Source organism: Burkholderia sp. HI2761, assembly GCF_002223355.1.
Classification (GTDB): domain Bacteria; phylum Pseudomonadota; class Gammaproteobacteria; order Burkholderiales; family Burkholderiaceae; genus Burkholderia.
In genome coordinates this window covers 212819-235195 of record NZ_NKFN01000007.1, presented here as the reverse complement: position 1 = coordinate 235195, position 22377 = coordinate 212819, and the positions used below count along the sequence as shown (strand labels likewise).

Genomic DNA, 22377 nt, shown 5'->3' with positions numbered 1-22377 from the left:
AGCCGGCCCGCGATCGGTGCGATCAGGCCGGTTTGTGCCATCCCGCGACCGGCTCGCTCGCGGCAGGCGTTTCTTCCACGAGCGACGTGAGCTGGCGGCCCGTATCGCGCCATGCGTCGAGGCCACCGCGCAGCGCGAGCGCATCGGTGAACCCTGCATCGAGCAGGCGCTTCGCCATCAGCGCGGCCGTCACCTCGTTCGGGCACGAGCAATATACGACGAACTTCTGCGTGAGCGGATAGCGCGCGACGATGTCGGCGATCCGGCGCTCGTCGGCGAACTGCGCACCGGGAATCGTGAACGGGTCGAGCTTGCGGTGCTCGGGCGAGCGGACGTCGAGCACCACCGGGGCGGCGGTGTCGCGCAGCAGCACGTCGAGCTCGTCGACGCCGATCCGCGCGTTCGCGAGCTGGCGGATCAGCGCACGGCGGCGCATCCACCGCACGGCCGCATAGATTGCGAGCAGCGCGACGATGATCAGCAGCACCGCACGGCCGAGACGGCTCGCGCCGGCGAACAGCCAGTCGATCTGCCGGTAGAACACGAGGCCGGCCAGCAGCCCGACGATCGTCCACAGCGCGGCGCCGAGCGCGTCGTAGCCGGCGAACGTGCGATAGCGTGTGCCGAGCGCACCGGCCATCGGCACCGACACCAGCGACAATCCCGGAATGAAACGCGCGACCGCGAGCACGCGCACGCCGTAGCGGCCGAAGAAGCGTTCGGTCTTTTTCACGCAGGTATCGCGCGACAGCGACAGCCGACAGATCGTCTTCAGCGTCGTGCCGCCGTAACGCCGCCCGGCGACGTACCAGACCGTGTCGCCGATCAGCGCGCCGAGCACCGACAGCACCACGACCGTCACGAGCTGCGAGCCGATCATCGCCGGATGCATCGCCGACATCGCGCCGAACAGCACGAGCGTCGGCATCGCGGGCACCGGCAGGCCGATCGCCGCCGCGAGCACGTTGGCGAACACGAGAAGCGGCCCGTATTGGGCGACGAGGTCACGTAGGAGCATGACGGCTGGCCGAAAAAGAAACGCGTGGGCGGGAAATGCAGATGGGCCGATTATCGGCCTTTTTCGACACAGCGGCGGGAATGATGCAAAGCGCCTGACGGCGGCAGGGAGATGCGGGTGAGCCGGCGCATGGCGCGCGGCTCACCGTTCGGAATCACGAGGGCGTGCGGGCGAGCGATGCGGCGCCGTGGTTTTCGCCGGGCAGCTCGGCGCCGTGCGAGCGGATCGCCGCGATCAGTTCGGCCGGGGTGATCTCGTAGCGGACTTCGCGATGGATGCCGGGCTTGCGTTCGTCGATCTCGATCAGCAGCACGCTCTTGCCGTCGCCGGTCGCTTCGAGCCGGAGCGAGCGCAGTTCGCGGCCGTCGGCCGCGTCGTGTTCGGTGAGCAGGGTCATTGCCCCGGATGAGCCGGTAGTGCGCATCGAACCTATCCTCGTGTCGTGGGTGCCTTGGCGGCAAGGATGTCTTTGTTGAATACAGCTTGACGCAGTTTAACGCGAACAGGCCGCAAAACGGAGCATTTTCGAGGGGGTGAAATGAGGGCTGAACCACCGATCCTTCTGATGTTTGAGCCGCGCCGGGCGGGCGTCTGCGCCGGATCGGGCGCCGGCCGAAACCGGTGCCCGAGCGGCGTTCGCGGCCACGCCGACGCGGGCGGCGACACGCGCTGCGCCGCGCGTCGCCGCGGCGGCGTCAGAAGCGGTCGCCGAGTCCCATCGCCGGGTCGCTGACCGAGTGGCGGCCGGTTTCGACGCGGCCGGCCAGGCGGCGCGAGAAGCTCGCGTCGCTGTCGGCGGTGACGATGAAGTCGTACCAGTGGCCGGTCGAGTCGAGCTTCCAGTGCAGTTCGGACTGGTCGCCGGCGCGTACCGCGACGGTCCACGTGGTGCCGGCGCCATGGCCGTTGCCCTGGGCGTGATCGTTTTCATTGTCGTGGCCATGGCCGTGGCCGTCGTTTCCGCCGCGCCCGGACAGCGGCCCGTAGACCTGGTTCGACTTCACCGTGAAACGCACCGTGCCGCCGCCGTCGTTGCGCAGCCGCAGGTGGAGGTTGCCGCTCGCGCCCGCATAGCCGACGCGGATTTCCGGATGCGGCGCGCGAGCGCCGGCCAGGCGGCTCAGGTCGCCGGTGAAGCGGCGGTGATAGCCGTTCGGGCCGAGCACCCACAGGTCATATTTACCGCCGTTGTCGGCGCGCGCGGGCCAGTCGCCGTGCAGTGTCTTGCCGGGCTCGACGACGTAGCGTTGCGGCAGCCGGTCGAGGTGCAGCTTGTCGTAGACGTGGAACACGGCGGCGGCGCGGCCGGTGTTCGCGAACTTCAGCGTGACCGTGCCGGCGCCGGCATCGGTGCGCGCGCTCGCGTGCAGTTCGTACGGCAGGGCGCGCGACGGGCGCACGCCGGTTGCCTGCGCGGGCAGCGCGGGTGTGGCGGGCGGCACGATCTTCGGCGCGGTTTGCTGCGCGGCGCTCAGCGCGTCGACCTGGCTTTTCGTCGTACGGCCCGCGAGCGTCGGCAGCGGCTCGTCGTTCGGCGTGCGGAAATTGAACGCGCTCGTCAGGTCGCCGCACACCGCGCGGCGGTACGCGCTGATCTGCGGCTCCGCGACGCCGAAGCGCGTCTCGAGGAAGCGCAGCGTCGACGTATGGTCGAATACCTGCGAGTTGACCCAGCCGCCGCGGCTCCACGGCGACACGATCCACATCGGCACGCGCGGGCCGGGGCCGTACGGACGGCCGTCGGCTGCCGGCTGGTTCGACGTGGCCGGCGTGAAGTCGTGGTACTCGACCGCGACGTCGGCGGCCGACAGCGTATGGCCGCCCGCGAGCGTGCCGTCGGCGTTGCGCGACGGCACGGCCGGCGACGGCATGTGGTCGAAGAAGCCGTCGTTCTCGTCGTAGTTGACCAGCAGCACGGTCTTGCTCCAGACCTCCGGGTTCGCCGTCAGCGCGTCGAGCACGGCCTGCACGTACCAGCCGCCCTGCGCGGGGCTCGACGGCCCGGGGTGCTCGCTGTACGCGGACGGCGGGATGATCCACGACACTTCCGGCAGCTTGCCGTTGCGGATGTCCTCGCGGAACGTTTCGAGAAAGCCGTACGGCATCGTGTTGCCGAAGCCCTTCGCGAGCGGGCTCAGCGGATCGTCGATCGCGGGGTCGTAGAACGCGCCGGCCGCCGTCACCGGCTGCGTGATATCGGTCGACGCGACGTACGCGGGCCGGCGCGCGGCCGGCATCTGCTCGATCGCCGCGCGCCAGTGGCGGAAGCTCATCATCTCGTTGCAGCCGAAGTTGTCGATCAGGCTCTGGTAGACCTTCCAGTTCACGCCCGCCTGTTGCAGCCGGTCGGCATAGGTCGTCCAGGTCCAGCCCTGGCTCGACGGGCCGATGTCGTTGCCGCCGTTGAACTGGTTGTTCAGCGCGGCGATCTTCACGCGGTTGCCGTCGGCCGGGCTGATGCCGTTCGGGCCGTTGGTGCCGCTCCAGTAGAACAGGCGATTCGCGATCGTGCCCGTGTGCATCCCGCAGTGGTAGTGATCGCACAGCGTGAACGCATCGGCGAGCGCGCGCTGGAACGGCACTTCGGCCGCATCGTAATAGCCCATCGACAGCGGCGTCTTCGCGTCGGGCCAGCGGTTCATCCGGCCGTGATCCCACGCGGCCTGCGCATCGGCCCACGTGTGCGGCGTGCCGCCCGCGCGCTGCGCGTTGCCCTGGCGCGCGTCCAGGTGATACGGCGTCACGGTCGCGGCGGGCGTCGCCTTCGTGTATGCCTGGTAGAACACGTCGCGGCCGTTCGGCGACGGCACCGCAAAACGGTCGCCATAGCCGCGCACGCCCTTGAACGTGCCGAAGTAGCTGTCGAACGCGCGGTTCTCCATCATCAGCAGCACGACGTGCTTGACGTCCTGGATGGTTCCCGTTTCGTGGAAGGCGGGAATGGCGAGCGCGCGGCGAATGCTCGGCGGAAACGCGGACAGCGCGGCGGCGGCGAGGCCGGAGCCGGCGGTCTGCTGAAGGAATTTGCGGCGTGACGTCATGGCGTTCGGATCCTGTGAGGGTGGGAGCGTTCGTGAGTTCGTCTGGTGGCGCCCGGGCGTCGTCCCGCCCCGGGACGATCCGCGATGCGTGCGCGTTCGGGGCATCGGCTGCGCGTATCGCGCCCGGCGCGCGACGTCGCGCGGATGCGGCGGCCTCGCCGTCGCGATCCTGCGCACCGCACGCTCGTGATGCGCGGGGCAGGGTCGGCACACATCGGGCCGGCGTATGCCGGGCTGGGGCGGCGCCCAGTCTAGGGAGGCGACATGACGTCGCCATGATGAAGAAATGACATCGCATGTCGCGTACGTGACGTTGCGCGCGCAACGATTCGTTCAAGGGCGAATGCGAGGTCGAAAACGGTAAGAAATTACCGATCTTCGCAGGTGTGATCGGTCAGAATTTTCCGGATTTTGCGAGGGTGGCGCGTGCGCGTTTCGTTGCGGATGCAACCTGACGGGCGGCGGTGTGACACCCGTGTTTCGAATGCGTGAAATCGGCTAAGCTCGATGCATTGCTGCGCGCCTGCGCAGTCCGCGCCTGTGGCGCGACTTTTCGGAACCGGCCCACCCATGACCGATATCAGGATCCGGCACAGCGAGACGCACGACGTCGACGCGATCCGGCAGATCGCCGCGCATCCCGCGGTGTACGTGAATACGTTGCAACTTCCTTTTCCGTCGCTCGAAAAATGGCGGAAGCGGCTCGACGACGTGCGCGAGCACGGCGTGAGCCTCGTCGCCGACATCGACGGCACGGTGGTCGGCCATCTCGGCCTGCATCCCGAGCCGAATCCCCGCCGGCGCCACGCGGCGGCGCTCGGCATGATGGTCGACGCGACTCGTCATGGGCGCGGCATCGGCGGCCGGCTGCTCGCGGCCGCGATCGATCTCGCGGAGAACTGGCTGAACATCACGCGTCTCGAGCTGACCGTGTTTACCGACAACCGCGCGGCGATCGCGCTTTACGAGAAACACGGTTTCCGCATCGAAGGCGAATCGCCGGATTACGCGTTGCGCGACGGCGTGCAGGCGTCCGTGTATCACATGGCCCGGCTCAAGGCGCGGCAATGAACGGCCGGCCGTCGCGGACGTGACGGCACGCGACCGCGACGCCGCGCGTCATATTCAATCGAGAATTCGTTCGTTTTCCTTCGGCTGTACCCGTCGTATCGTCGAACGATTTGCCGGTCGCCGCGGCTGGCTTCGTTTTCCGTATCGATGCATGCGCGGCGCCGCATGTCGGCCGGCCTCATCGTCGTCGCATCACGGCCCTCGTTGCGCGCGCGGCATTCCCCGAAACCGTCTTTTTCAATGGAACCTGCTTCGATGAAAACCGTACTCCGCAATCTCACCGCCGCCTGCCTGTTCGCTGCCGCCGGTGCGGCACTTGCCGCTGCCGCGCCCGCGGGCGCCCCGGTGGCGAACGCATCGCCCGACGGTGCGCATCTGCCGCCCGGCATCGCGTGGCAACACGGCGACGTCGATGCCGCGTTCGCGCTCGCGAAGCGCGAGGGCAAGCCGCTGCTGCTGTACTGGGGCGCGGTATGGTGTCCGTCGTGCAACCAGGTGAAGTCGACGATCTTCAGCCAGCAGGCATTCAAGACACGTTCGTCGTTCTTCGTGCCCGTGTATCTCGACGGCGATACCGAAAGCGCGCAGAAGCTCGGCGAGCGGTTCAAGGTGCACGGCTATCCGACGATGATCCTGTTCCGCCCCGACGGCACCGAAGTCACGCGGCTGCCGGGCGAAGCCGATCTCGACCGCTACATGCAGGCGCTGTCGCTCGGGATGACGGCCGCGCATCCGGTGCGGCAGACGCTCGCGACGGCGCTGAAGAACGGCGCGTCGCTGACGCCGGACGAATGGCGCCTGCTGGCCGACTATTCATGGGATACCGACGGTGCGCTGCCGGTGCCGGCCGATCGCGTCGCCGAGACGCTGCAGTCGCTCGCGCAACGCGCACGGGCGGTGGGGGCGAAAGCCGAATCGGCGCGCTTCGCGCTGAAGTCGGCGGTGGTCGCCGCGTCGGACGACCCGGCGCAGGCCGGTGCGCTCGACAAGGCCGCGCTGGCCGATTCGCTGCGCACGGTGCTGCACGATCCCGCGCTGTCGCGGGCCGATTCGGACGTGCTGGTCGCGGCGCCGGCACGCGTGGTCGCGTATCTCGGCGGCGGCGGCGGCAGCGGCGGCGACGCGCAGCGCACGAAGTTGCGCGGCGCGTACGACACGGCGCTGGCGCGCCTGTCGACCGACGGCACGCTGTCGTCGATCGACCGGCTGATGGCGCTGCACGGCCGCGTGCTGCTCGCGCGCGGCGACGCGCGCAAGGGCGCACCGCCCGCCGCACCGGCGCTCGCCGACACCGCGCGCAAACAGATCGCCGCGTCGGTGCAGGGCGCGGCGAACGCGTACGAGCGGCAGGCGCTCGTCAGCGAAGGCGCGGACACGCTCACCGACGCGGGGCTGTACGACGAATCGGATGCGTTGCTGAAGGCCGAGCTGCCGCGTTCGTCCACGCCGTACTACTTCATGTCGGGGCTCGCCGCGAACGCGAAGGCGCGCGGCGACAAGGCGGCCGCGCTCGACTGGTATCGCAAGGCGTACGACGCGGCGAGCGGGCCGGCGACGAAGCTGCGCTGGGGCGCGACTTACTTTGCGAATGCGGTCGAACTGGCGCCGGACGATTCGGCGCGCATCGAAGGGATTGCGGCCAGTGTGCTCGCGCAGGCCGACAAGACCCGCGACGCGTTCTACGGTGCGAACCTGCGCGCGCTGACCAAGGTCGTCACGCAGCTGAACCGCTGGCGTGGCAGCGGCGCGCACGATGCGTCGGTGAGGTCGGTCGTGAAGCAGTTCGACGGCGTGTGCGAGAAGCTGCCGGCGGGCGATCCGCAGGCGGCGGTGTGCGCGAAGCTGATCCAGCCCGTGAAGGCGTAACGGCGCGCCGAGGGAGCGTCGAGCGGGCCGACGGCGGATTAGCGGCCCGACTCCGACGACGCGCCGCGATCGCTGCCGTATCCGGCGTCGTGCTGACGGGCGATCTTCGCTTCGGCGGATACGATGCTGGCCGGATAGAACCAGTCGCTCGACTGGAAGCCGGCCTGCTTGAGCGCCTTGACTTCGGCATGGACCTGCGCGCGCGTGAGCGGCGGGTTCGACTGGGCCTGCGCGGCGAACGGGGCCGAGACGGCCAGGGCGATGGCAATGGCTTGGATCAGGCGCTTCATGATGCGGACCTCCACGATTTCCGGTGAATCGCGGCGCTTCGTTCGTCGAAGCGTCGCGCGATGTCGAAACCAGTGTAGGCCGGCGCGGGCGTGCGAAAAATGCGATCGCGCCCAACGCAGTGTTTTGCTGCGGGCAACAATGGGTGGCGGCCGGGCGAGTGACGGCTCGGACGACTGCCGGCGTGTCGATTTGGCGTAGGGAAATGAAATCGGACCGGATGCGCGTGCCGGAATCCGTTCCGGTGCGCATGCGGTCCGATCTCGAAAGACGAGAAGGCGGCGCGCGAAACGCCGCCTTGATGCCAACGCTTACACGAGCCCCGTCGCGTAGTACACGGCGATCACGAAGAATACCGCGAGCGTCTTGATGACGGTGACCGCGAAGATGTCGCGATACGACTCGCGGTGCGTGAGGCCCGTGACGGCGAGCAGCGTGATGACCGCGCCGTTGTGCGGCAGCGTGTCCATGCCGCCGCTCGCCATCGCGACGACCCGGTGCAGCACGTCCATCGGGATGTTGGCCGCTTGCGCGCCCTTGATGAACAGGTCGGACATCGCGGCGAGCGCGATGCTCATGCCGCCGGACGCGGAGCCCGTGATGCCCGCGAGCGAGCTGACCGACACGGCTGCGTTGACGAGCGGGTTCGGGATGCTCTTCAGCGCGTCGCTGACGACGAGGAAGCCCGGCAGCGCGGCGATCACGCCGCCGAAGCCGTATTCCGACGCGGTATTCATCGCGGCGAGCAGCGCGCCGGCGACGGCGGCCTTCGAGCCTGTCGCGAAGCGGCCGCTGACGCGCTTGAACGCGGACAGCAAGACCAGCACGATACCGAGCAGCAGCGCGGCCTCGACCGACCAGATCGCGACGACCGTCTTGATCGACGTCGTGATCGGCGCATGCACGCCCGGCAGCACTTCCGGCGCGACCGTGTACGACGCGGCGCCGTACCACTGCGGGATCAGCTTCGTGAACGCGAAGTTCGACACGCCGACGAGGATCAGCGGCAGGATCGCCAGCGCGGGGTGCGGCAGCGCCTTTGCCTCGACGCGCTCCGGCTCGTTGACGAGCGACGTGCCGTAGCCCTCGCCCTTCGCCATCGCCGAACGGCGGCGCCATTCGAGATACGTGAGGCCGACGACGATGATGAACAGCGAGCCGATCGTGCCGAGCGCGGGCGCGGCCCAGGCAGTCGTCTTGAAGAACGTGGTCGGGATGATGTTCTGGATCTGCGGCGTGCCGGGCAGCGAATCCATCGTGAACGAGAACGCGCCGAGTGCAATCGCGCCGGGCATCAGCCGTTTCGGAATGTTGCTCTGACGATAGAGTTCGGCCGCGAACGGATAGACCGCGAACACCACGACGAACAGCGATACGCCGCCATAGGTGAGCAGCGCGCACACCGCGACGATCACCGCATTCGCGCGCGAGCGGCCGATGTAGCGGATCGCCGCATGGACGATCGACTCGGAGAACCCGGACAGTTCGATCACCTTGCCGAACACGGCGCCAAGCATGAAGACCGGGAAATACAGTTTGACGAAGCCGACCATCTTCTCCATGAAGATGCCGGAGAAGACCGGTGCGACGGCGGCGGGTTCGGTCAGGAGCACCGCGCCGAGCGCGGCGATCGGCGCGAACAGGATCACGCTGTAGCCGCGATACGCGGCAAACATCAGGAACGCCAGCGCGGCGAGGACGATCACGAAAGACAAGGGAGTCTCCTAATGGCTTTGGTTGTTGTTCGATCGCGCGGTGTGCCGCGGACCAGCTCAGGTTCGTGCAGGTTTCGTGCCATCGGCCGGATTGCGCCGCCGGACATGGGTCCGCCGGCAGCCGGCGGGCCCGCGCCGGTGTAGGTCTGACGATTCTACATAAAACGTCTCCATCTGGAGACGTTTTAGCCGTCCGGTCACCCGTCGAAATCGTGCCGGGCTTTCCCGGACAACGCATTGCGGCGTGTCTCCAGAGTGAGATAATCCGTCTCGTTCCGGAGACATCCGGCCGACGATACACGGAGACGAAGACACGATGATGAACGACTGGATCCGCCTGCCCGTGAACTACGGCGACGTGCTGCGGCGCGCTGCCGAGTCGCTGTTCCGGACCTTCGAGGATTCGAGTGCGGGCACGGTGGTCGTCGATCGCGACGCGCGCGTCGTGTGGATGAACGAGCGTTACGCGGCACGCTTCGGTTTCGCCGATCCGCAGCAGGCCGTCGGCCTCGACTGCGAGGCCGTGATCCCGAACAGCCTGATGCGCGAGGTCGTGTCGACCGGGCAGCCGATCCTGCTCGACATCATGGAGACGGGCCGCGAGCCGCTCGTCGTCACGCGCCTGCCGTTGAAGAACGAGGCCGGCGAGACGGTCGGTGCGATTGGCTTCGCGCTGTTCGACCAGTTGAAGACGCTCACGCCGATTTTTTCCCGCTACGCGCAGCTTCAGCAGCAACTGATCGCGACGCAGCGCTCGCTCGCCCAGGCGCGCCGCGCGAAATACACGTTCGCGAGCTTCGTCGGCACGAGTGCCGCGAGCCTCGAGACCAAGCGCCAGGCGCGCCGCGCGGCGCAGGTCGATTCGCCGGTGCTGCTGCTCGGCGAGACGGGCACCGGCAAGGAGCTGCTCGCCCACGCGATTCACGCGGCGTCGGCGCGTGCGCTCCAGCCGCTCGTGACCGTCAACGTCGCCGCGATTCCCGACACGCTGCTCGAAACCGAATTCTTCGGCGCGGCGCCCGGTGCGTACACCGGCGCCGATCGCAAGGGGCGCGTCGGAAAATTCGAGCTGGCCGATCGCGGCACGCTGTTTCTCGACGAGATCGGCGACATGCCGCTGCCGTTGCAGGGCAAGCTGCTGCGTGTGCTGCAGGACAAGGAGTTCGAGCCGGTCGGCTCGAACCGGATCGTGCGCGCGGACGTGCGCATCATTGCCGCCACGTCGGCCGACCTGCCGGCGCTCGTGGCGGCCGGGCGGTTTCGCGCGGATCTCTATTACCGGCTGAACGTGCTGACGATTCATGCGCCGCCGTTGCGCGAGCGCGCCTCCGACATCGCGGCGCTCGTCTACGCGACGCTCGAGGAGCTGGCGGCCCAGCACGGGCGCGCCGCGCACTGCGAGCTGACCGACGATGCGCTGCGGATGCTGTGCGCGTATCCGTGGCCCGGCAACGTACGCGAGTTGCGCAATACGCTCGAACGCGCGCTGATGCTGTCGGACCGTTCGGTGATCGATGCGCGCGCGCTCGCGCCGTTTCTCGGGCCGGTGCGTGTCTCGCCGGACGGCGCGGCGCCGACACAGCGGGTTGCCGCGGTGCCGGCCGAGCCGCGCGCGGGCGATGCGTCGACGGCATCCGGTGCGCCGGCCGCCTCGTATGCCGATGCACTGGCGGCGTGGGAGCGCCAGTTCCTGACCGATGCGTTGGCGGCCTGTGACGGGAAGGTAATTGAAGCGGCCGCGCGTATCGGGATCGGCCGCGCGACGCTGTACAAGAAACTGGCGGCGCTCGGTATCGACCGGTAGGCCGATCGGCAATGTCGACGCGGCTCGACGTAACGCATCGAACAGGAGATCACGATGAAGCAGATCGGCATTGCAGGATGGCTCACCATGTTGCTGGCGAGCTCCGTACTCGCGCAGGCCGGCGACGCCGATGTGCCCGAAGCGCGGCGCAACTGGTACAACGATCCGTTCGTCGCGCTGTCGCAGGACGTGGCCGAATGCCCGTTGCCGCTCGGCCCGTGGATGACGCGCGCCGAGATGACGGACGATGCGCACTACCGCGCCGAACGCGGCACGACCTGCTGGCTCGCCCATCGTTGCACGAAGCCGAACTCGTATATGTATGACGCGTCGATCGCCGAGGCGGCGAAGGCGCACTTCGCCGGCTCCGATCGTCTGCGCGGCACGAGCCTGTGGATCACCGTGCAGCGACGGTTTATCTACGTCGAAGGATGTGCGGATACGACGTTCGATCGTCAGGCGCTGCAACACGAATTCGAGGCGCTTCCGGACGTCGAGCAGGTTTTCGTTCGCATCACCGATGATCCGCGCAAGCGCTTGCCGTACAAGGCGCGCGGGCAACCCGACCGCACGCCGGACTGACGGCCGAAGGGCTGCCCATGGCATACTCGCGACATTCAAAAAAAGGTTGACGGGAAGAACAATGAAACACATGCTTGCGTCGGTCTGTCGGTGGCCTCGGGCGGCCGTGATGTTGGCTCTGGTTGCAGGGCTCGGCGGGTGCGGTGGCAGTGCTCCGCTGTTCACTTCGGACGGGCGCCCGACCACTCAGGTGCAATGCACCGGCAGCGACTGGAGCAATTGCACGGACAATGCCCGGGCCATGTGCAACGGCGATTTCGAAGTGATCCAGCAATCGACGGATGACGCCGTGCGAAATCTTCTCTTCGCATGCAAGAAGAAGAGCGGCTATTGATCCCGAAATGACCGGCCGAGGAGACCACGATCGGGGAAGCGCTTTTCTGTTTGCTTTGAGTCACTTGTTTTTCACGAATAACACTCACGGAGTCCCATCCATATGGCGACCTACAGGCAACTGAGCGCGCAGCTCGAACGGCTCCAGCAAAAAATCGACAAGGAACGTGAAAAGGCGATTGCCGACGCGATTGCGGATATCCGCGCGAAAATCGACGAATACGACATTACGCCGGAAGAGCTCGGTTTTCTCCCGGCAGGATCGGCCGCCGCCGCGAAGCCGAAGCGGACCTTGCCGCCGAAGTACCTGAACCCGAAGACGGGCGAAACCTGGAGCGGCCGCGGGCGGGCGCCGGCATGGCTGGGCAAGAATCGCGGACGTTTCCTGATCAAGGACTGACTCCCGAAAATCCTCACCTTTCGTGTGCCGACTGACGGTGCGAACGGCCATGCGGCCTTCGCACCGTTTTGTTTTGGCGCAATCGTCATGCGATTTTCCCTCGCGAATTGAAGTGCGATGCCGCGCAATTGACGGATCCCGTTTTGCGAATTCGCCGCGATCCTGCCGCATATAGCGGGGAATTCCCGTAAACAACCGCGTAATGGCGCAATGCACGCGCATTGGCATTCGCGTTTTTCGCGGTGCATGCCCGACGCGGATTTTCATCACCTTTCGCGTGTTTGCGCGGCGTGCCGTGCGATTCCCGAAGATACTCACCATGGCTCCTGTAAATCCTCACCTTTGAGAAAGCGGCTGCAGCGTCGTGCCGCGTTGCGTGCATCATGCGAGCGGCGCGGCGATGCCTGGCCGCGTGGGTTGCAGTCCATGGTGCGAGCATTGACGCTCGTCGAACAGTCGGCCGTTCGGCATATAGGCAGTCGCAGGCGCTTCGCCTATGCTTGGGGTTCGCGTCGATCGGCGCACGGCCTGCGTGGCCGCATGCCGATCGTGTCGTCTTTCGTCACCGCAGGGAGCCGATGTGACCGTTCGCCATCTCGATGCGTTGTTCCAGCCCAAGTCCGTTGCGGTCGTCGGCGCGTCGTCGCGCGCGGGCAGTATCGGCGCGATGGTGTGGTCGCGTGTGCTCGACGGTGCGTTCCAGGGGCCCGTGTGGCCGGTCAATCCGAAATATCGCGAGCTGGACGGGCATACGGTCGTCTCCGATGTCGACCGGCTGCCCGCGCCGCCGTCGGTTGCCGTGATCTGCACGCCGCCCGCGACCTGGGCCGGCATCGTGCGCAAGCTCGGTGAGCTGGGCACGCGTGTCGCGGTGATCGTCGGCGAGGCCCGTACCGATGCCGATCGCGCCGCGGTCGATCGCACGCTGAAGGCGGCGAAGCCATTCGTGCTCCGTATCGTCGGGCCCCGCAGTCTCGGCGTGCTGTCGCCCGCGCGGCATGCGCATTTCGGCGCGCCTGCATATACGGCGCGGTCGGGCGGCGTCGCATGGGTGTCGCAATCGAATGCATTGACGAACGCGGTGCTTGGCTGGGCCGATGCGCGGGGCCTCGGCTTTTCGCATGTCGTCGCGCTCGGCAGCGAATCCGATGTCGATGCGGGCGACGTCCTCGACTATCTGGCAAGCGATCCCGGCACGCGCGCGATCCTGCTCGAACTCGATACCGTGCGCGCGGCGCGCAAGTTCATGTCGGCGGCGCGCGCGGCCGCCCGCAACAAGCCGGTGCTCGCGCTGCGCACCGGCCGCGCCGATCCCGGCGACGCGCTCTACACGGCGGCGTTCCAGCGCGCGGGCATGGTGCGCGTCGATGCGCTCGACGATCTGCTCGACGAAATCGAGACGCTCGGCGTCGGCCGCGTCACCGCACGGGGGGCGGCGACGCTCGTGACGAGCGATGCGGGCGTGGCGAAACTCGCGGTCGATGCGGTGGCCGAAGTGCGCGACGTGCTGACCGACTGGTCGCCCGCGGCAACATCGGCCGTCGCGGCCGCGTTGCCGCATCTCGAGGCGCCAGCCAATCCGCTTACGCTGGGCGACGATGCGTGCCCCGAGTACTTTGCCGCGGCAATCAAGGCGCTCGCCCTTTTTCCGCAGACGGGCACGCTGTTCGTCGTTCATTCCACTTCGCACAGCGCGCCGGCCGATTCGGTCGCGCGCACGCTGATCGACTCGCGGCAGTATGCGCATCGCGGCATCCTCGCGTGTTTCTTCGGGGCGGTCGACGCGGCGACGCGCGATGCGCTGCACGCGAACGGCATCCCGGTGCACACGACGCCGCAGCGGCTCGCACGCGCGTATGCGCGTCTCGTCGACTACAACCTCGGGCGCCAGTTGCTGATGCAGACGCCGGAGGGCACGCCGCTGCAGCCGGCCGAGCGCGTGGCGTCCGCCCAGGCCGACGCACGCCGCATGGTCGAAGCCGGTCAGCATGAACTGACCGGCGAAGCCGCGCTGCGCTGGTTGTCCCGTTTCGGTCTGCAGGGCGAGCAGCCCAACGAACCGGCCGGCAAGAAGGTCGTCGACATCACGGTCGACATGTACGACGATTCGAATTTCGGTCCGGTGTTTCGCTATGCCGTGCCGCCGGCCGATGGCGTATCGGCGCCGTTCGTCGTCTACGGCCTGCCGCCGCTGAACACTGTGCTCGCCCGCGCGGTGATGGAGCGCTCGCCGTATGCGCGCAGGACGCCCGTCGAGCCGACGCTCGACGCGCTGACGGCACTATCGCAGGTCGTCTGCGACGTGCGCGAAGTCGTCGCGATGTCGGTCACGCTGCGCGTGCTGTCCGACCGCGCATGGGTGGTCGCGCCGCGCATCACGCTGGCTACGGGGCGCAGCCGGCTCGCGATCATGCCGTATCCGCGGCACCTCGAGCAGACGCTCGAGTGGCGTGGCGAGACGGTGACGATCCGTCCGATCCGTCCGGAAGACGAGGCCGCACACAACGAACTGCTCGGTGCGATGACGCCGGAAGATCTGCGGATGCGTTTCTTCGGCGCGGTGCGCAGCTTCGACCATTCGCAGGTGGCGCGCATGACGCAGATCGACTACGACCGTGAGATGGCTTTCATCGTGTCGTTCACCGATGTGTCGGGGCGCGACCACACGCTCGCGGTCGCGCGTGCGGTCGCCGATCCCGACAACGAGACGGCGGAGTTCGCGATCGCGGTACGGCCCGATCAAAAGGGCAAGGGGCTTGGCCGGCTGATGATGACCCGCATCATCGACTACGCGCGCTCGCGTGGCACCGCCTGGATGGTCGGCGAGGCGCTGCGCGAGAATTCGGCGATGATCTCGCTCGCGAAATCGTGCGGGTTTGCGGTGTCGACGACGGAGGAGCCCGGCGTCGTGGGTTTCAGGATGAAGTTGCAGCCGTAGGCGTCGGTTTCAGGTCTGGCGCTTGGGGCAGCGCGTGGTGTCGATGCGTCCGAACGTTTCGCCATGTCGGATGCTAAATAAGGAATGCAAAGCGTTCGAGCCTGTCTCGAAGCAAGACGTCTGTCAACGTATCGGACCTGTCATTCGAAGCGATACCGTAACGCACGAATGGCGTCCGGCGATGCTCACGCCGTGCTGCGATATTCGTCCGCCGCAGCCGTTTCAATCGATGTCCGTGCAGGCATTCGCTACCGTATTCCGGCCTCGCATTTACAGAGCCGTCACCAAGGTGAGACTTTTCGGGAGCGGCGAGTGAGCTTTTTCGGGACAGCGTGGTGAGCCGATACGGGAGCGTTCGGTGAGCTTTCCCGGGAACGGTTGGTGAGCACCTGCGGGAGAGGCCGGTGAGCCTTTCCGGGAGGCCTCGGTGAGCACTTCCGGGAGCGATTGGTGAGGACGTTCGGGAGACCTCTGTGATCGTCTCCGGGAACCTTGGGTGAGGCTTTTCGGGAGACCGTGGTGAGCGCTTGCGGGATGCCGAGGTGAGCTTTTTCGGGAGCATGCGAACGCATGGCTCCCAGGGGCGCCGCGCCGGCCCATGCCGGCGTGACGCGCGGGTGCGGGCACGCAGGAACCGTGCCCGCGATTACATTCACGCAGCGAGTTTCGATGCCGCGTCGTTCACCTGGTCGCGCGAAATCGCGAGTTCCTCGAGGTGCGAATCGGCATAGATCGCACCGGTTTCGCGCTCGAGGCGGGCGATCGTGAGCGCACAGCGCGCGGTGTCTTTCGGCATCGCGATGAAGCGCTTGACCGACTCGCCGGACGTGAACGCGTCGAACAGTGCGCCTCGCACGTCGTCCGGAAGCGTCTTGGTCCACTGGTACGGCTTGCCGTTGAACGTGATTGACGGCGGCAGTGTACGTTCCTTCTTGGTCGCCGTGATGAGCCCGTAGGTGCGGGCCGCGTCGCCGATCTGCTCGGGCGAGAAGAGTTCGTCAGGCGTGATGTCGAACTGCTCGATGTAGTTTTCGATCGCCTGCATGGCGGCGGCACGATCGTCGCGCTTTTTCTGCGCGCGCGCGACGATATCGCGCAACTCGTCCGCTTCCTCGGGCGTGATCGTGAAGCTTGCCTGCTTCTGCTGAAGTTCGGAGAAACGCTGGAATTCTTGATCGTTCAGAAGTTTGGCCATGACATCCATCGGACACGACGGCCGCGACAACCGGCCGCCGTAGTTTTTGAGAGGGCCGCTATTCTAGCGTAGCGCCGCGGGTGCCCGATGCGGCATCGCGCATCGGGCACCGCACGGGCGTCGCATACACCCGGCGCCGGCGCCGCTGTGCCGTGCCCGCTGCACTTTGCCGGGTAACCCGCGCGTCAGCAGGTCTCGGTGCGGCACATCGACAGATGGGCGGCCGTGTCGCGCAGTGCGCCGACGACCCCGTCGACGGACGGCGCCATGTGCGCATCGATCCGGCGCATGTACGGGCACGTCAGCACCGCGATCGCGTGGCCGGCCGGCCCGAGGATCGGCACGGTCAGGTCGGTCACGCCGTACGCTTGCCGGCTGTCCTGGCGCAGATAGCCGGACTGCCGGATGGACTGACACGCATTCGCGAGCTCCTGCTCGTTCAGCGGCGCCTCGCCCCTGACCTTGTGGTGCTCGGCCAGCATGTGCGCGCGTTGCTCGGCGCCCTGGAACGCCAACATCATGCGCCCCGACGCCGTATCGGCGAGGCCGACGCGCGAGCCGAGCCGGACCGACACGCCCCACGGGCCGGGCCCGTCCACCTGCGCGATCACGAGCAGGTTGCCGCGATCGTAGACGGACAGGTGACACGACTGCTCGGCGGCATCGGCGAAGCGCTGCATCGGCGGCAGTGCCTCGGCGATCAGCCGGTTCATCGGCGGATGCCGGTGCGCAAGCGCGAACAGCTTGAGGCTGAGCGTGTAGCGGTCGCCGCCGGTCGAACGCATCACGTAGCGGCGCGCGACGAGGCGTTCGAGCATCCGGTAGATTTCGCTCGCGTTACGGCCGAGTTCCTTCGTGATTTCGGTACGGGTGAGTCCTTCCTTCTGCTCGGACAGGAGTTCGAGGATGTCGAGGCCCTTGTCGAGCGCGGGTGCGCGATAGCGGTCGATAGCGGCCATCGATTCCCGTGCGTCGCTGCCGGGAAGCGGGTCGTTGGTTGTCTGCATTGTCGGTGTGAGGTTGGGGGATTGCCGTCGATCGGTTGGCGACGCACGCTGGCCGGTTCTGCACGCGTATAGGGCGGCTCCGCGTATGGCTATGAAAGCCATCCGTACGAGCTTAGCAATAAACATCCAGTGTGCAATGCAGCGTCTTTTTACCGATCGTTACCGAACAAGAACGGATAAGCAAACGTTTTCGATGACAGGGGCACCCCGAATAGCCAGTATTCATGTACCGATGGCAGGCGCGGCCGCGCATGACGGCCGATCGATCGACGGTGGGGCCGCGCATGCTGCGCCGCAGTGTCGGCAGGCGCACCAATAGTCGGTATCCGTCGCGCGTCATTTCACGGCGCGCGGCCGATGGTACAAAGGCTTGCGGGCCAGCGACGGCGCGGCCGCGCGTGCAGCCGGCCGGCATGGCCCGGCACGCGTCGCGGATGCCGGGCCGTCGTCGCCGATGCGCAGACCGGCGGCCGCCCGTTCGATGCGCGCCGTACCGTCGTACGGCGCCGCGATCGCTGCGCCCGCGCGACTCTCGCGCGTCGACGGCATGCCGCATGCGGCGCCGACGCGTGCACTCGACGATCGACAACCCGTCCGGCGCGCGGCCGCGAAAGGCCGCGGCGGCCGGTATCCTGTCCCATTCGACAACAGAGGTTAAGCACGATGAAACTGCTTCGCTATGGCCCGTCCGGCCAGGAAAAGCCCGGCGTCCTCGACGCGGCCGGCCGGATTCGCGACTTGTCCGCGCATGTGCAGGATCTTGCCGGTGAGGTGCTGTCCGACGCGGGTCTCGCGCGGCTGCGCGCCATCGATCCGGCCACGCTGCCGCTCGTGTCCGGTGAGCCGCGCATCGGCGCGTGCGTCGGTCAGGTCGGCAAGTTCATCGGCATCGGCCTGAACTACGCCGACCACGCAGCCGAAGCCGGCATGGCGGTGCCGAAGGAGCCGGTCGTGTTCGGCAAGTGGACGAGTTCGATCTGCGGCCCGAACGACGGCATCGACATCCCGAAGGGGTCGGTCAAGACCGATTGGGAAGTGGAGCTGGGTGTCGTGATCGGCGCGAAGTGCAAGGACGTCGACGAGGCGCGCGCGCTCGATTACGTCGCGGGCTACTGCGTCGTCAACGACGTGTCCGAGCGCGAATGGCAGATCGAGCGCGGCGGCCAGTGGGACAAGGGCAAGGGCTTCGACACGTTCGGCCCGCTCGGCCCGTGGCTCGTCACGCGCGACGAAGTACCCGATCCGCAGCGTCTCGACCTGTGGCTCGAAATCGACGGCCACCGTTATCAGAGCGGCAACACGCGCACGATGGTGTTCACGGTCGCGCAACTGATCGCGTATCTGTCGACCTGCATGACGCTGCAGCCGGGCGACGTGATCACGACCGGTACGCCGCCGGGTGTCGGCATGGGCATCAAGCCGTCGCCGGTGTTCCTGAAGGCCGGCCAGATGGTGCGCCTCGGGATCGAAGGGCTCGGCGAGCAGTTGCAGAGCACGCGCAACGCGCAATGAGCGCGTGAGCGGCGCGGGCCGACTGGAGGACGCAGCCACCCGCGCGCCGGCCATGCTGCCCGATCCGTCGGCATGACCGTCGCCGCGAGCGGCGCGTACCGAACGACGATGTAGCCGAAATCAGGGGCCCGGTTCCGCGCGATGCGGAACCGGGCCTTTGTTGCTCGTCCGCGTGCGGACGAAGCGGATCAAACGACGTTGTCGAGTTCGCAATGCGCTTCGAGCCGATACCCGTCGGGGTCGACGACGAACGCCGCGTAATAGCCGGGGCCGTAATGCTCGCGCTTGCCGGGCCCGCCGTTGTCCTTGCCGCCGTGCTCAAGGGCGGCGCGGTAGAACGCGTCGACCTCGACCGGCGACGCGGCCTTGAACGACAGGTGCAGCCCCGAATCGGGATCGGCGACGACGGGGCGAGCGGCGTGCTGCAACCACAGCTCGGGCTCGGTCGTGCCGTACCCGATGGCGCCGTCGTCGCTATACAGACGCTTGTAGCCGAGTGCGCCGAGCGCGCTGTCGTAGAAGGTGCGGCTGCGGCCGATGTGCGCAACGCCGAACGAAAGGTGATCGATCATCTGTGGCTCCTTGAACTGATGTGGACGTCAGTGCGGCAAACCTGCTCATAGACACCATGCCAGCCGCTTGTAGCGAAGCGCGCCGAGCGTGGTGTCGTCGTACGTGCGGCCGGCGGCGGTGTGGATAACGTTGAACGAAAGACGATCGATCATCTGTGTCTCCTTGAATTGAAGGGGCGTCGGTGCGGCAAACCTGTTTTTAACCACCTTGCCGGTTATGTTAGAAATCGCTCGAGTGCTTGTCAACCGGCATGGTGGTTAGATACGATCGGATCATGAGAAAAATGCAACCTTCCGTCACGACGGACTGCCTGATCCCGGCGCCGCCCGACACGCTGAGCCTCGATTTCGCGAACACGCTGTACTGGCGCGGCAGCGACCCGCCGACGGAAACCTTCGGCACGATGGACGACCTGCTGGCGTGGTGTCGCGAACAGGCGGGCGTACCGGGCGAGTTGGCCGACGCATGTCGCGTGCCCGACGAAGAGAAAGAGAAGGAGAAGGACGACGAGCCGACAATGCTCGCGCAGGCGCTCGCGTTGCGCGAGGCGCTATACCGGCTGTTTAATGCACAGGCGGAACAGCGCGAGCCGCGGGATGCCGATCTCGCGCTGCTCGGCGGCTTTCTGGCGGAAGCGTCGCCGCGCGTTGCGCTGGCGCGCGTCGACGGCCGCTATGCGTGGCGGATCGACGCGTCGGGTGCGACGCTCGCGGGGCTATTGAGCCCGGTGCTGTGGTCGGCGATCGACCTGCTCGGCGGCGCGCGGCTCGCGAAGGTCAAGCGTTGTGCGAACGATGCATGCCAGTGGCTGTTCATCGACGACAGCAAGAACGGCAGCCGGCGCTGGTGCTCGATGTCTTCGTGCGGCAATCGCGCGAAGGCGTATCGCCACTATCACAAGGCCGAATGACGGGGCGACCCGAACCTATTTCGCCGACAACTTCCGCCACAGCGTCGTCTTGCTGATGCCGAGCATCGCGCAGGCGCGGTCGCGGTCGCCGCCGCACGCGTCGAGCACCGCACGGATCTCGTCGGCTTCCGCGCGACGGCGGCGCGCGTGCAGCGTTTGCGCGTCATCGGCGTCGGCCGCGTCGGGCGGCGCGACGAACAGCTCGGGTGCGATCACCTGCAGCGCGCCGGGGGCGAGCGCCGTGCACGGGGCGCCCGGATCGCTTTCATCGACTTCCTCGGCCAGCTCGACCGCGATCCGCTCGACCACGTTCTGCAGTTCGCGCACGTTGCCGGGCCAGCGGTAGCGCGCGAGCGTCGCTTGCGTCGCGTCGAGCACGCGCAGTGCATCGTCGGTGTCGCGCACGCGTTCGGCCAGACGCGGCTCGCGCCGCGCGGCCTGCACGAGCAGCGTCGCCGCGAGCGCGGGAATGTCGGCCGCGCGCTCGCGCAGCGGTGGCAGGCCGACGTTCAGGATGTTGAGCCGGTAATAGAGATCCGCGCGGAACGTGCCGGCCTCGACGGCCGCGAGCAGCGGCCGGTGCGTCGCGGCGATCACGCGCACGTCGATGCGGATCGGCTCGGTCGAGCCGAGGCGAATCACCTCGCGCTCCTGCAGCACGCGCAGCAGCCGGCTCTGCAGCGACGGCGGCATTTCGCCGATCTCGTCGAGAAACAGCGTGCCGCGGTGCGCGGCCTCGAACAGGCCGGTCTTGCCGCCGCGCCGCGCGCCGGTGAACGCGCCTTCTTCATAGCCGAACAGTTCGCTCTCGAGCAGCGCTTCCGGAAACGCACCGCAGTTGACCGCGACGAACGGATAGCTGCGCCGCGCGGACAGCGCATGCAGGCTCTGCGCGATCATTTCCTTGCCGGTGCCGCTTTCGCCGAGCACGAGCACGGTCGCGTCGGATTTCGCGTAGCGCCGCACGAGCTCGCGCACGCGCATCATCGGCGCCGATGCGCCGACCACGTCGTCGAGCGCGTAGCGTGCGGCGAACTGTTGCGTGGTCGGTTGCGAACGCAGCGCGCGATCGAGCCGTTCGACCGCGCGCGATTCCTGGAACGTCAGTACGCTGCCCGACGTGACGCCGCGATCGACCAGCGGCCCGCGATGCACGACGTAGCGTACGCCGCGTACGGTCGCGAGCGCGTCGCCGTCCTCGCCGCGCAGCGTGCGCAGCTCGGGCCGCAGGTCGACGAGCGCGCGGCCGACGGCCGCCGCCGGTTCGACCCCGAGCGCCGACGCGAGCCGTTCGTTGATCGCCTCGACGCGGCCGCGCGCGTCGAGCGCGACCACGCCGTCGCGCAGGTGCTGCAGCAGCGTGTCGAGCCGCTGGCGGCGGAATGCCTCGGCGTGCGTCGCATACGCGACTTCGAGCGCCGTCTCGACGGCCTTGCGCACCGACGCATGCGAATACAGGAACACCGCGCCCATGCCGGCGCCGGCCGCGAGATCGGTGACGAGGCCCGGGCCGACGATCGTCTCGATGCCGCGATCGCGCAGGTCGTGCACGCAGGCTTCCGCTTCCTGCGCGGACTGATATGACGCAAACTGCACGTCGAGGCCGTACGCGGCGACGAAGCGGCGCACTTCGGGCGGCGTTTCGCCGGCGCTGACCAGTGCGATCCGCGCTGCATCGCGGCGCGCGCGGGCGAGCGCCTGCATCACGTCGAAGCCGGTCGGCGACACGACCACCACCGGCACCTGGGCGCGCGTTTTCAGGAAGCCGCCGTTCGAGCCGGCCGCGACGATCACGTCGGGCCGCGCGGTGCCGGCCTCGGCGATCGCGCTGAGCGCATCCTCGTACGCGCGCGTCACGATGCGCACGTCGGCGCGTTCGTCGAACTCACCGGCGATCTCGCGAAACAGGTCGCGCAGGCGGCTGATGCCCATCGCCCAGATGCGCGGGCGTACCGTGCGGTCGGCCGGGCCGACGGGCTTGGTCGAAGAGAGGTCCATGACGGCCGATTATGCGCGCGCGATTTCATTTTTGAAACATGAAATTGCTAAATTGAAATATCCCGGCGCCGCCTCGCTCGGGCCGGGTGCTTAAGAATCAGTGGGTTAGCGGCGTTTCGCGAGCTG

The 22377-nt window shown here is 67.6% G+C and carries 18 protein-coding genes; 9 read left to right on the top strand and 9 right to left on the bottom strand.

From position 1 onward, the window contains the following. Nucleotides 1–22: 22 nt before the first annotated feature. The 3 genes from CFB46_RS18570 to CFB46_RS18560 form a co-directional block, all read right to left on the bottom strand. Nucleotides 23–1018, bottom strand: coding sequence for a DedA family protein/thiosulfate sulfurtransferase GlpE (locus CFB46_RS18570; RefSeq protein WP_027781690.1), 996 nt, complete (start codon nucleotides 1016–1018; stop codon nucleotides 23–25). A 154-nt stretch (nucleotides 1019–1172) separates the two neighbouring features. Beyond that, entirely contained in the window at nucleotides 1173–1442 is a 270-nt protein-coding gene (locus CFB46_RS18565) for a hypothetical protein (RefSeq protein ID WP_006480304.1), read from the bottom strand. 271 nt (nucleotides 1443–1713) lie between these two features. Next, nucleotides 1714–4059 carry a phosphocholine-specific phospholipase C gene (locus tag CFB46_RS18560; RefSeq protein WP_089500780.1) on the bottom strand — a complete coding sequence of 782 codons (2346 nt, stop codon included), beginning with the start codon at nucleotides 4057–4059 and terminating at the stop codon, nucleotides 1714–1716. 570 nt (nucleotides 4060–4629) lie between these two features. Between CFB46_RS18560 and CFB46_RS18550 the strand changes: the two genes are divergently transcribed. Together CFB46_RS18550 and CFB46_RS18545 are read left to right on the top strand one after the other, a co-directional pair. Next, nucleotides 4630–5130: a GNAT family N-acetyltransferase gene (locus CFB46_RS18550; RefSeq protein ID WP_089500779.1), complete on the top strand. Its 501-nt coding sequence runs from the start codon at nucleotides 4630–4632 to the stop codon at nucleotides 5128–5130. A gap of 255 nt (nucleotides 5131–5385) precedes the next feature. After that, on the top strand, nucleotides 5386–6996 hold the full coding sequence (locus CFB46_RS18545) for a thioredoxin family protein (RefSeq protein WP_089500778.1): 1611 nt from the start codon (nucleotides 5386–5388) through the stop codon (nucleotides 6994–6996). A 38-nt stretch (nucleotides 6997–7034) separates the two neighbouring features. Here the strand turns inward: CFB46_RS18545 and CFB46_RS18540 are convergent, their stop codons facing one another. Then, nucleotides 7035–7286: a DUF4148 domain-containing protein gene (locus CFB46_RS18540; RefSeq protein ID WP_027781686.1), complete on the bottom strand. Its 252-nt coding sequence runs from the start codon at nucleotides 7284–7286 to the stop codon at nucleotides 7035–7037. A 309-nt stretch (nucleotides 7287–7595) separates the two neighbouring features. Next, nucleotides 7596–8999 carry a GntP family permease gene (locus CFB46_RS18535; RefSeq protein WP_089500777.1) on the bottom strand — a complete coding sequence of 468 codons (1404 nt, stop codon included), beginning with the start codon at nucleotides 8997–8999 and terminating at the stop codon, nucleotides 7596–7598. Nucleotides 9000–9315: 316 nt separating this feature from the next. Between CFB46_RS18535 and CFB46_RS18530 the strand changes: the two genes are divergently transcribed. The 5 genes from CFB46_RS18530 (at nucleotide 9316) to CFB46_RS18510 (ending at nucleotide 15056) form a co-directional block, all read left to right on the top strand. After that, nucleotides 9316–10803, top strand: a complete 1488-nt coding sequence (locus CFB46_RS18530) for a sigma-54 interaction domain-containing protein (protein ID WP_089500776.1) — start codon at nucleotides 9316–9318, stop codon at nucleotides 10801–10803. A gap of 54 nt (nucleotides 10804–10857) precedes the next feature. Beyond that, nucleotides 10858–11385, top strand: coding sequence for a BON domain-containing protein (locus CFB46_RS18525; protein WP_089500775.1), 528 nt, complete (start codon nucleotides 10858–10860; stop codon nucleotides 11383–11385). A gap of 61 nt (nucleotides 11386–11446) precedes the next feature. Continuing rightward, nucleotides 11447–11719, top strand: coding sequence for a hypothetical protein (locus tag CFB46_RS18520; RefSeq protein WP_063831192.1), 273 nt, complete (start codon nucleotides 11447–11449; stop codon nucleotides 11717–11719). 102 nt (nucleotides 11720–11821) lie between these two features. Next, a complete protein-coding gene (locus CFB46_RS18515; RefSeq protein WP_027781681.1) occupies nucleotides 11822–12118 on the top strand; it encodes an H-NS histone family protein in 297 nt (98 codons plus the stop codon). Nucleotides 12119–12698: 580 nt separating this feature from the next. Continuing rightward, nucleotides 12699–15056, top strand: a complete 2358-nt coding sequence (locus CFB46_RS18510) for a GNAT family N-acetyltransferase (RefSeq protein ID WP_089500774.1) — start codon at nucleotides 12699–12701, stop codon at nucleotides 15054–15056. 652 nt (nucleotides 15057–15708) lie between these two features. On the opposite strand, the gene CFB46_RS18505 is transcribed toward CFB46_RS18510, so the two are convergent. Beyond that, on the bottom strand, nucleotides 15709–16260 hold the full coding sequence (locus tag CFB46_RS18505; protein WP_027781679.1) for a hypothetical protein: 552 nt from the start codon (nucleotides 16258–16260) through the stop codon (nucleotides 15709–15711). A 176-nt stretch (nucleotides 16261–16436) separates the two neighbouring features. Beyond that, nucleotides 16437–17258, bottom strand: coding sequence for an IclR family transcriptional regulator (locus tag CFB46_RS18500; protein WP_027781678.1), 822 nt, complete (start codon nucleotides 17256–17258; stop codon nucleotides 16437–16439). 663 nt (nucleotides 17259–17921) lie between these two features. Here CFB46_RS18500 and CFB46_RS18490 point away from each other — a divergent pair. After that, on the top strand, nucleotides 17922–18770 hold the full coding sequence (locus CFB46_RS18490) for an ureidoglycolate lyase (protein WP_027781676.1): 849 nt from the start codon (nucleotides 17922–17924) through the stop codon (nucleotides 18768–18770). Between the two features lie 188 nt (nucleotides 18771–18958). Here the strand turns inward: CFB46_RS18490 and CFB46_RS18485 are convergent, their stop codons facing one another. After that, nucleotides 18959–19342 (bottom strand): VOC family protein, encoded by a 384-nt coding sequence (locus tag CFB46_RS18485; protein WP_027781675.1) that lies wholly within the window; start codon nucleotides 19340–19342, stop codon nucleotides 18959–18961. A 275-nt stretch (nucleotides 19343–19617) separates the two neighbouring features. Between CFB46_RS18485 and CFB46_RS18480 the strand changes: the two genes are divergently transcribed. Next, nucleotides 19618–20253: a CGNR zinc finger domain-containing protein gene (locus tag CFB46_RS18480; protein ID WP_227789630.1), complete on the top strand. Its 636-nt coding sequence runs from the start codon at nucleotides 19618–19620 to the stop codon at nucleotides 20251–20253. A 15-nt stretch (nucleotides 20254–20268) separates the two neighbouring features. Here the strand turns inward: CFB46_RS18480 and prpR are convergent, their stop codons facing one another. Continuing rightward, nucleotides 20269–22251, bottom strand: coding sequence for a propionate catabolism operon regulatory protein PrpR (gene prpR, locus CFB46_RS18475; RefSeq protein WP_089500773.1), 1983 nt, complete (start codon nucleotides 22249–22251; stop codon nucleotides 20269–20271). Between the last annotated feature and the right edge of the window lie 126 nt (nucleotides 22252–22377).

Bases quoted from the DNA above. Each gene is read 5' to 3' on its own strand.
- CFB46_RS18570 (WP_027781690.1), bottom strand. From the start codon at position 1,018: ATGCTCCTACGTGACCTCGTCGCCCAATACGGGCCGCTTCTCGTGTTC.
- CFB46_RS18565 (WP_006480304.1), bottom strand. From the start codon at position 1,442: ATGCGCACTACCGGCTCATCCGGGGCAATGACCCTGCTCACCGAACAC.
- CFB46_RS18560 (WP_089500780.1), bottom strand. From the start codon at position 4,059: ATGACGTCACGCCGCAAATTCCTTCAGCAGACCGCCGGCTCCGGCCTC.
- CFB46_RS18550 (WP_089500779.1), top strand. From the start codon at position 4,630: ATGACCGATATCAGGATCCGGCACAGCGAGACGCACGACGTCGACGCG.
- CFB46_RS18545 (WP_089500778.1), top strand. From the start codon at position 5,386: ATGAAAACCGTACTCCGCAATCTCACCGCCGCCTGCCTGTTCGCTGCC.
- CFB46_RS18540 (WP_027781686.1), bottom strand. From the start codon at position 7,286: ATGAAGCGCCTGATCCAAGCCATTGCCATCGCCCTGGCCGTCTCGGCC.
- CFB46_RS18530 (WP_089500776.1), top strand. From the start codon at position 9,316: ATGATGAACGACTGGATCCGCCTGCCCGTGAACTACGGCGACGTGCTG.
- CFB46_RS18525 (WP_089500775.1), top strand. From the start codon at position 10,858: ATGAAGCAGATCGGCATTGCAGGATGGCTCACCATGTTGCTGGCGAGC.
- CFB46_RS18520 (WP_063831192.1), top strand. From the start codon at position 11,447: ATGAAACACATGCTTGCGTCGGTCTGTCGGTGGCCTCGGGCGGCCGTG.
- CFB46_RS18515 (WP_027781681.1), top strand. From the start codon at position 11,822: ATGGCGACCTACAGGCAACTGAGCGCGCAGCTCGAACGGCTCCAGCAA.
- CFB46_RS18505 (WP_027781679.1), bottom strand. From the start codon at position 16,260: ATGGATGTCATGGCCAAACTTCTGAACGATCAAGAATTCCAGCGTTTC.
- CFB46_RS18500 (WP_027781678.1), bottom strand. From the start codon at position 17,258: ATGCAGACAACCAACGACCCGCTTCCCGGCAGCGACGCACGGGAATCG.
- CFB46_RS18490 (WP_027781676.1), top strand. From the start codon at position 17,922: ATGAAACTGCTTCGCTATGGCCCGTCCGGCCAGGAAAAGCCCGGCGTC.
- CFB46_RS18485 (WP_027781675.1), bottom strand. From the start codon at position 19,342: ATGATCGATCACCTTTCGTTCGGCGTTGCGCACATCGGCCGCAGCCGC.
- CFB46_RS18480 (WP_227789630.1), top strand. From the start codon at position 19,618: ATGAGAAAAATGCAACCTTCCGTCACGACGGACTGCCTGATCCCGGCG.
- prpR (WP_089500773.1), bottom strand. From the start codon at position 22,251: ATGGACCTCTCTTCGACCAAGCCCGTCGGCCCGGCCGACCGCACGGTA.